The organism is Pseudoduganella aquatica, from assembly GCF_009857595.1.
Lineage (GTDB): Bacteria > Pseudomonadota > Gammaproteobacteria > Burkholderiales > Burkholderiaceae_D > Rugamonas > Rugamonas aquatica_A.
The window spans coordinates 83,977-92,022 of the sequence record NZ_WWCU01000025.1 but is presented as its reverse complement, the minus strand read 5'-3'; the positions used below and the strand labels follow the sequence as shown (position 1 = coordinate 92,022).

At 67.0% G+C, this 8,046-nt stretch carries 7 protein-coding genes and 1 pseudogene; 2 read left to right on the top strand and 6 right to left on the bottom strand.

What is annotated here, in order from left to right:
* A pseudogene (locus GTP77_RS31270) lies at positions 1–106 on the top strand (IS110 family transposase); the annotation flags it as partial.
* A gap of 105 nt (positions 107–211) precedes the next feature.
* On the opposite strand, the gene GTP77_RS20265 reads toward GTP77_RS31270, so the two are convergent.
* The 3 genes from GTP77_RS20265 to GTP77_RS20255 all read right to left on the bottom strand — a co-directional run bounded on the left by GTP77_RS20265 (position 212) and on the right by GTP77_RS20255 (position 4,938).
* Complete coding sequence (locus tag GTP77_RS20265) at positions 212–1,180, bottom strand: response regulator transcription factor (protein ID WP_161073960.1); 969 nt, start codon at positions 1,178–1,180, stop codon at positions 212–214.
* Complete coding sequence (locus GTP77_RS20260) at positions 1,161–4,619, bottom strand: hybrid sensor histidine kinase/response regulator (RefSeq protein ID WP_161073959.1); 3,459 nt, start codon at positions 4,617–4,619, stop codon at positions 1,161–1,163. Before GTP77_RS20260 ends, GTP77_RS20265 begins: the two co-directional genes overlap by 20 nt.
* Before the next feature lie 61 nt (positions 4,620–4,680).
* Positions 4,681–4,938 (bottom strand): hypothetical protein, encoded by a 258-nt coding sequence (locus tag GTP77_RS20255; RefSeq protein WP_161073958.1) that lies wholly within the window; start codon positions 4,936–4,938, stop codon positions 4,681–4,683.
* Between the two features lie 143 nt (positions 4,939–5,081).
* On the opposite strand from GTP77_RS20255, the gene cynS reads away from it, so the two are divergent.
* A complete protein-coding gene (cynS, locus tag GTP77_RS20250) occupies positions 5,082–5,552 on the top strand; it encodes a cyanase (protein ID WP_161073957.1) in 471 nt (156 codons plus the stop codon).
* Here cynS and GTP77_RS20245 read toward each other — a convergent pair.
* From GTP77_RS20245 to GTP77_RS20235, 3 genes are all read right to left on the bottom strand, one after another.
* The gene (locus GTP77_RS20245; RefSeq protein WP_161073956.1) at positions 5,537–5,971 is read right to left on the bottom strand and encodes a MarR family winged helix-turn-helix transcriptional regulator; all 435 of its coding nucleotides are present in this window, start codon (positions 5,969–5,971) and stop codon (positions 5,537–5,539) included. The genes cynS and GTP77_RS20245 overlap by 16 nt on opposite strands.
* Entirely contained in the window at positions 5,968–6,399 is a 432-nt protein-coding gene (locus GTP77_RS20240) for an Rrf2 family transcriptional regulator (RefSeq protein ID WP_161073955.1), read from the bottom strand. Before GTP77_RS20240 ends, GTP77_RS20245 begins: the two co-directional genes overlap by 4 nt.
* A gap of 164 nt (positions 6,400–6,563) precedes the next feature.
* Complete coding sequence (locus GTP77_RS20235; RefSeq protein WP_161073954.1) at positions 6,564–8,045, bottom strand: efflux transporter outer membrane subunit; 1,482 nt, start codon at positions 8,043–8,045, stop codon at positions 6,564–6,566.
* Position 8,046: the final 1 nt, after the last annotated feature.

The following is an 8,046-nucleotide window of genomic DNA, read 5'->3' as shown; positions in this document are numbered from 1 at the left end:
GCCGGCCAAGCTGGTGATCGGCGCCATGATGCGCAAGCTCGTCCACGTTGCTTTCGGCGTCTTAAAATCTGGCAAACCATTCAATCAGGAGCTTCAAAACGCTTGACCGGCATAACAGTATCTACGGCGTTTGAATCTGCCGCCGAGGATACGTAGGGCGGGTTAGCGGGGCGCGCCGAGCGCAGCGTAACCCGCCGCGCTCGCCGCCGGCTCACGCGCTCGCCGCCATCGCCTCCGCCGAGCCGCGCAGCTTGTTGATGGCGAGGGACGCCGCAGCCGTGCGCGTCTCCACGCCCAGCTTCTCGAACACATGCTCCAGGTGCTTGTTCACCGTGCGCGGGCTGGTGCCGAGGATGTCGCCGATGTCCCGGTTGGTCTTCCCCTTGATCACCCAATGCAGCACCTCGGACTCGCGCATGGTCAGCTTGAACAGCGCCACCAGCGCCTGCACCTGCGCCGCGTCCGATTCCTCGCGCAGCACCACCATCCACTGCTCCTGGTTGTTCACGTCCGCCGCGCTGAAGATCAGCCGCGCCGCGCCCTGGATCACGTTCAGCGGCGGATAGTCCTGCCCCGCGCGCCGCGCCTCCACCGTGGCCGCCAGCCACGCGGTCAGCTCTGCCGGCGTATCGGCCAGCTGCCCCGTGCCCGGCAAGCCGAAATAATTCTGCATCAGCTGCCGCGCCAAGGGCGTCTGCCACACGATGCGCCCGGTGCGCGGCCCTATCGCCAGCGTGGCGTTGCCGAAGGCGTCGAGCGCACTGCGCGCCTGGTTCATCAGCCGCGCCGTCTGCAAGTGCGCGGCGATGCGCGCCAGCACCTCGCTCTGCCGCACCGGCTTGCTCACATAGTCCGTACCGCCCGCGTTGAAGGCCGCCAGCACATGCTCGGTCTCGGTCAGTCCGGTCATGAAAATAATCGGCACATGCCGCGTGGCGATCTGCGCGCGCAATTGGCGGCAGGTCTCAAAGCCGTCCATGCCCGGCATAACCGCGTCCAGCAGGATAATGTCCGGTACCGCCTGCGCGCAGCGCTCCAGCGCGGCCGCGCCGCTGTTCGCCACCAGCACCGTGAAGCCGGATTCGTCCAGCGCGTCGTGCAGCACGGCGAGGTTTTCCGGCACGTCGTCTACGATCAGCACCAGGTGGCCGGGGCGGTGCTCAAACTGCTTCGGTATCATGGTTGACTCCTTTTTTCTGTTCATGTTGTTCCAGCAGGCGCGCCATCGCATCCAGCTGGAAGCGGGCCGCGTGGCCGCGCATGGCGGCAATGAAGGCTGAGTATTGCGGTCCGAGCATGGCGATTTCGTCCAGCTGGTGGACGATGCCGCGCACATAGCCCAGCTTGAGCTGCGCGCGCAAGGGCTCCAGCTGCGCGGCGGGTGGGAAGATGAGCGCAGGCTGCGCCGCGGTTCCCGGCTCCACGATCTCGCTGCTGATGCCCTTGGGCGCCGCGTGCGATATCCATTCCAGCTGCAGGCGGCGGCCTATCCAGTCCAGCAGCTCGGCCACGTTCACCGGCTTGACGAAGAAATCTTCGGCGGCGATGGCGGCCGGGTTTTCCAGACCCTTGTCATAGGCATTGGCGGAGACGATGGCGATCGGCACGTCGGACTGGTGCACCTTGCGGATAATGTGGCTCGCTTCCCAGCCGTCCATCACCGGCATGGCCAGGTCCATGAGGATCAGGTCCGGGCCGAAGGCCGCGTAGTTCTCCACGCAGTCCGCGCCCGACACCGCCTGCGCCATCTCGAAGCCCAGCGGCGCCAGGATGTTGACCAGCAGCTCGCGGTCCACGCGTTCGTTGTCCACCACCAGCACCTTGCGGCGCCGGCCCGCGTAGCCGGTGCGCACCGGTTCCGGCGCGCCGTCCGCGCGCGCTTCCGTGTGCACGCGCGGCAGCATCAGCCGGATCTTGAACACGCTGCCGCTGCCTGGCGTGCTGTCGAGCGTGAGTTCGCCGCCCATGAGCTGCGTCAGCATTTTGCTGATCGGCAGGCCCAGGCCGGTGCCGGCGGCCCCCGCCTGGTCGCCGGCGCTGCCGCGCGTGAAGGGCTCGAAGATGCGTTCGCGTTCCGCGTCCAGGATGCCGGGGCCGCTGTCCTCCACCTCGAACGCGGCCATGTCGCGCGCGTAGCGCACCCTGAACACGATGCCGCCGTGCTCCGTGAACTTGACCGCGTTGCCGAGGATGTTGATCAGGATCTGGCCGAGCCGCTTGCGGTCCGCGCGCACCACGCGCGGCAGCTCGCCTGTCAGCTCGTAGCGGAAGGACAGCCCTTTGCTGCTGGCCTGCTGCTCGAACATGCGCACGATCTGGCCGATAAAGTCCGGGAACTTCACCTCCTTCAGGTCGAAACTGAGCTTGCCGCCTTCGATGCGCGCGATATCGAGCGTGCCTTCGATCAGCGACAGCAGGTGCTCGCCGCTGCCGCGTATCACGCGGATGGCCTGCTGGCGGTGCTCGGGTATCGACGGGTCGTTGTCGAGCAGTTGCGCGTAGCCCAGGATGCTGTTGAGCGGCGTGCGGATCTCGTGGCTGATGCCGGCGATATAGCGGCTCTTGGCCTGGTTGGCCTGGTCGGCCTGCTTCTTTGCCTGCTGCAGCTGCGCGTCGGTCTGGCCGTGCAGTTCGATCTCGCGCGTCAGCAAGCCGGTCTGGCGGTTGGATTCCTCCTGTGCCACGCGGCGGCTTTCACTGGTGAGCACCAGCCACCACGCCACGATGCCGCTGGCCAGCAGCAGCGCGCCGAAGATCTTGATGAAGGCCAGCCGCAGCTGCGGCAGCAGGGTGGATCCGGCCTCGATCAGCAGCCGTTCCTCGTGCACGTAGATCAGGCCAAGCAGGCCGCCCAGGAACAGCACCGTCACCATCATCAGCAGCAGGTAGTGTCCCAGGCCGCTGGTAATGTAGGGCCACATGGACTTGGGCAGCAGGGCCTTCATGGCACTGTCCCACTGCGCGGTAAAGCGCGCGTGCGGCTTGCACACGTCGTTGCAGCGCGCGTCCAGGCAGCAGCACAGGGAGCAGATCGGCCCCTGGTAGGCCGGGCAGTGCGCCATGTCCTCCTGCTCGTATTCGCGGGAGCAGATGCAGCAGACCTTGTTGAGCGTCGCCGCCGGCGCGGGCTGGCGCGCGATGTAGTACTTGCCCTTGGTGGCGATGGCGATCAGCGGCGAGGCGATGAAGGCCGTGCCCAGCGCGATGAAGGCAGAGAAGGCCTGCGCCTGCGCGCCGAACAGCCCTGCGAAGGCGGCCACCGACAGGGCGGAGGCCAGCACCATGGCGCCCACGCCCACCGGGTTGATGTCGTACAGGTAGGCGCGGCGGAACTCGATGCCCTTGGGGCTCAGGCCCAGCGGCTTGTTCACCACCAGGTCCGCCACCACGGCGGTGATCCACGAGATGGCGATGTTGGAGTACAGCCCCAGCACCTGGTCCAGCGCCTGGAACACATCCAGTTCCATCAGCAGCACGGCGATCAGCGCGTTGAACACCGCCCACACCACGCGTCCCGGATGGCTGTGCGTGAGGCGGGCGAAGAAGTTGGACCAGGCCAGCGAACCGGCGTAGGCGTTGGTGATATTGATTTTGACCTGGGAGATGATGACGAAGAAGGCCGTCACCAGCACGGCGGCGGTGGGGCTGGAGAACACCTGCTGGAAGCCCGCCAGGTACATCTGGTTGGGATTGACCGCCTGGGCCAGCGACACGCCGCTATTGATGGCCAGTACGGCCAGCAGCGCGCCGCCCAGCATCTTGGCGATGCCCAGCAGGATCCAGCCGGGACCGGCGGCCAGCACGCCCAAGTGCCACTGGATGCGGTTCTTCGCGGTCTTCTCCGGCATGAAGCGCAGGAAGTCCACCTGTTCGCCGATCTGCGTGATGAGGGCCACGCCGACGGCGGTGGCGGCGCCGAACATGAGGATGTTGAACTTGCCGTTGTCCGGCGACTGGCCAGCGAAGCTGCCCAGCTGCGACAGCAGTTCCGGCTTCTTGGCGATGATGGCGATGAAGGGCAGCACTAGCAGCACCAGCCACACCGGCTGCGAAATCATCTGGATGCGGCTGATGAGCGTTACCCCGTGCGTCACCAGCGGTATCACCACCAGCGCGCTGGCCATATAGCCCAGGTAGAGCGGCAGGTGGAAATACAGCTCCAGCGCATAGGCCATGATGGCCGCCTCCAGCGCGAACAGGATGAAGGTGAAGGAGGCGTAGACGAAGGACGAGATGGTGGAACCGATGTAGCCGAAGCCGGCGCCGCGCGTGAGCAGGTCCATGTCCACGCCGTATTTGGCGGCATAGTAGCTGATCGGCAGGCCGGTGAGGAAGATGATAAGCCCCACCGCCATGATCGCCCAGAAGGCGTTGATAAAGCCGTAGTTGACGGCGATGGTGCCGCCTATCGCTTCCAGCACCAGGAAAGAGATGGCGCCGAAGGCGGTGTTCGAGACGCGGAACACCGACCATTTTCGGAACGAGCGAGGCGTGTAGCGCAGCGCGTAGTCTTCTATGGTTTCGTTGGCCACCCAGGTGTTGTAGTCGCGGCGTATCTTGACGATGCGCTGCGGCGGTTCCTGATCGGCCACGCCCGTTTTTGGTGCAGACACCGTCATTTCACATTCCCAGGTAGCGTAGTCCTGGTATGTCTAGCAAGATTTACGCCTGGGAGGCGGATTACTGCACCAGCAGCCGCTCCAGTATCTGGTCCCGGTGCGTCATGACGAAATCGACAAAGACCGGTTCCTTCAGGGTCAGGCGCACCAGGCCGGGGAGCAGGGCGTAGGAATAGGTGGCCAGCGTGCGCATGGCCGCGTCGTTGCCCAGCAGCGCGCGCGCGTTGCCGTTGGCCTTCCCGCCCAGCATGGGCAGGATTTGTTCGCGGTGCCGGGTCAGCACCTGGGTCAGGGGGATCATCAGTTTGTCTGGATTCATGTCGGCCTCGCGCGTGGAAAGGAGCTTCGATAATGGCGCGGGCCGGAAGCGGATGTTCTGCGCTGGCGCAAACTGGTGCAAAAAACTGGCATGGTAGTTGCATCGTGGGAGGAACCAACCCTTCAACCTTGAAAGGAATCACCATGCTGCAATCGACCCACACGCAGGACGCGCATATGGCGCTGAGCGCCCAGATCGTCACCGCCAAGGCCATGAAGGATTTAACGTGGGCGCAGCTGGCGGAGGGCACGGGCCTGAGCGTGCCCTATGTGACGGCGGCCTTGCTGGGCCAGCACGCATTGCCGAAGCCGGCCGCACTGGCCGTGGCCGAGCGGCTCGGCCTCGATGCGCAGGCGGCTGCGCTGCTGCAAACCATCCCGCTGCGCGGCAGCATACCCGGCGGCGTGCCGACCGATCCCACCATCTACCGCTTTTACGAAATGGTGCAGGTCTACGGCACCACGCTCAAGGCGCTGGTGCATGAGCAGTTTGGCGACGGCATCATCAGCGCCATCAACTTCAAGATGGACATCCAGAAGGTGGACGATCCGGAGGGCGGCTCGCGCGCCATCATTACGCTGGACGGGAAATTCCTGCCTTACAAACCGTTCTGAGTGAGGGAGCGCAGTTCGGCGCGCAGGGCGGCGGCGCGTTCGGCGCCCACGCCGGCTTCGTATTCGGCCTGCGCCTGCGCCCAGTAGCCGTGGGCTTCCTCGAACTTGGCCTGGCCTGCGGCGGTGAGGGAGAACACCAGCTTGCGGCTGTTTTCCGGATCCGGCGCCTGCAGCACGTAGCCGTCGCGCGCGAGCGGCTTGATGGCGCGCACCAGGCTGGTCCTGTCCATCACCATGCGCTCGGACAGCTGCTGCATGCCGATGCCGGGCAGGGCGCGGATATGCGCCAGCAGGCTGTATTGCGAGGTGGCCAGGCCGGACGGCGCCAGGTGGCGGTCGTACAGCGAGGTGACGTGGCGCGCCGCCTGCCGCAGCGCGAAGCAGTTGCAGAGCGGGGTGTCGAGATCGGCGGTGCTCATGGACGCTCCTTGAGCTGGATGCTGTCAATCAGGCTGGCCAGCGTGCGCGCGGCCAGCCGTGCTTCGAAGCCGGCTTGCGCGTCGTCCAGTACTTCGGCCATGCTCTCCTTGATATGGTCGCTCACCGGGCATACCGGCTGCACGTCGTAGTCGTGGATGGCGAAGGTGGCAGGGGCGGCGCTGGCGCGGTAGATGTCGAGCAGCGAAACGTCCTGCGGCGGGCGGGCCAGTGTGCAGGCGCCGTTCTTGCCGCGCGTGGCGGAAACGATGCCGGCCTTGGCCAGCTTGGCGATGGAGCGGCGCACAAAGGTCGGCTCGGCGTTGACGCTGCCGGCCAGGATGGCCGACGTGACGTCCTCGCCATAGCGGTAGCCGAGTACGGCCGCGATGTGGGCGGCGACGGTAAATTGGACGTTCTTCTGTGACATGGTAGAGCTTTCGGACGGGCTTTCAGCGGCAAGTGTAACGTATGTGGCGGCGGCCTGGCGGGTTACGCGCTTTCGCGCTAACCCGCCCTACGCAGTGGCACGGCGGCTCGTGCATTCGTAGGGCGGGTTAGCGTGCGCAGCACGCGTAACCCGCCATGCACGCGTCAAACCGGCGCCTGCCCCCAGCCCCCGCCGAGCGCGCGTATCAGCGCCACGGTGGTCACCGCGCGCTGTCCGCGGAGCTGCACCGCCGCGCGCTCCACCGCCGCCAGATTGCGCTGCGCGTCCAGCAGCTCCAGGTAGCTCGAGCGTCCCGCGCTGTACAGCTTCTGCGCCAGCTCGGCCGAGCGGCGCGCCGACAACACGGCCTCCTCGATCTGCCCTGCCTGCCCCGCCAGTATGCGCAGGCCCGCCAGATTATCTTCAACCTCCGCAAACGCCACCAGCACGCTTTGCCGGTACGCCGCCACCGACTCGTCCAGCACCGCTTCGCTGCGCGCCACATTGGCCTTGTTGCGGCCGCCGTCTATCAGCGGCGCCGACAGCAGCGCGCCCAGCAGCCAGGAACGGCTGCTGATCTTGAACACGTCCGAAAACGCGCCGCCCACGCCACCGCCCGAGGCGCCGATGTTCAGCGCCGGGAACATGGCCGCGCGCGCCACGCCGATGCGGGCGTTGGACGCTTCCATCACGCGCTGCGCGGCGGCGATGTCCGGACGCCGTTCCAGCAGCGCGGACGGCAGCCCTGCCGGGATGGCCGGCATCAGCGCCGTATCCAGCAGCGGGCTGGCGCCTGCCGTGAAATCGGCCGCCGGTTTCCCCAGTAGCACCGCCAGCGCATGCTCGGTGGTGGCGCGCTGGCGCTGCAGGCCGATGGCTTCGGCCCGCGTGGAGGACAGCTCCGTCTTGGCCCGCGCCAGGTCGAATTCGCCGATGTCGCCCAGGTCGAAACGGCGCTGGTTGACCTTCACGTTCTCCTCGCGCGTCTGCACGGTGCGCGCCAGCGTTTCCAGTTCGGCGTCGGTGGCGCGCAGGCGGAAGTAGGTCTGCGCCACGTCGGCCTGCAGGGCCAGCAGCACGGAGCGGTAGGTCGCTTCGGCTGCCGCTGCGTCGCCGTGCGCGGCCGACACATTGGACGCCACGCGCCCGAACAGGTCCACCTCGTAGCTGGCCGTCAGCTTGGCCGTGTAGCCGGTGTGTGGCGACATGGGCGTGCCGGCCGGCAGTCCGGCCTGTGTGGGCGAGGACAGGGCACGCTGCGCGCCAGCGCTTGCGCCCACTTGCGGCACGCGGTCCGCCTCGGCGATGCCGGCGATGGCGCGCGCCTGCTTCACGCGGGCCGTGGCGCCGGCCAGGCTGGCGTTGTTGCGCGTGGCCTCGGTGACCAGCGCATTCAGCGCCGGGTCGTTGAAGGCCAGCCACCATTCGCCGCGCGGCTGCTGCTCTGCGGCGCGGGCCTGCCGCCATTGCGTGCCGTCGGCGGCGGTCTGCACGGCGCCGGTGGCGGCGCCCTGCGGCGCCTCCTTGAATGCCACGGGGACGGCGATGTCCGGCTGCTTGAACGCCGGCGCGGCGCAGGCGCTCAGCAGCAGGGCTGCGAGCAAGGGCGCCAGCAACGGCGCGGCGCGGTTGGAAAAGTTTTTCATA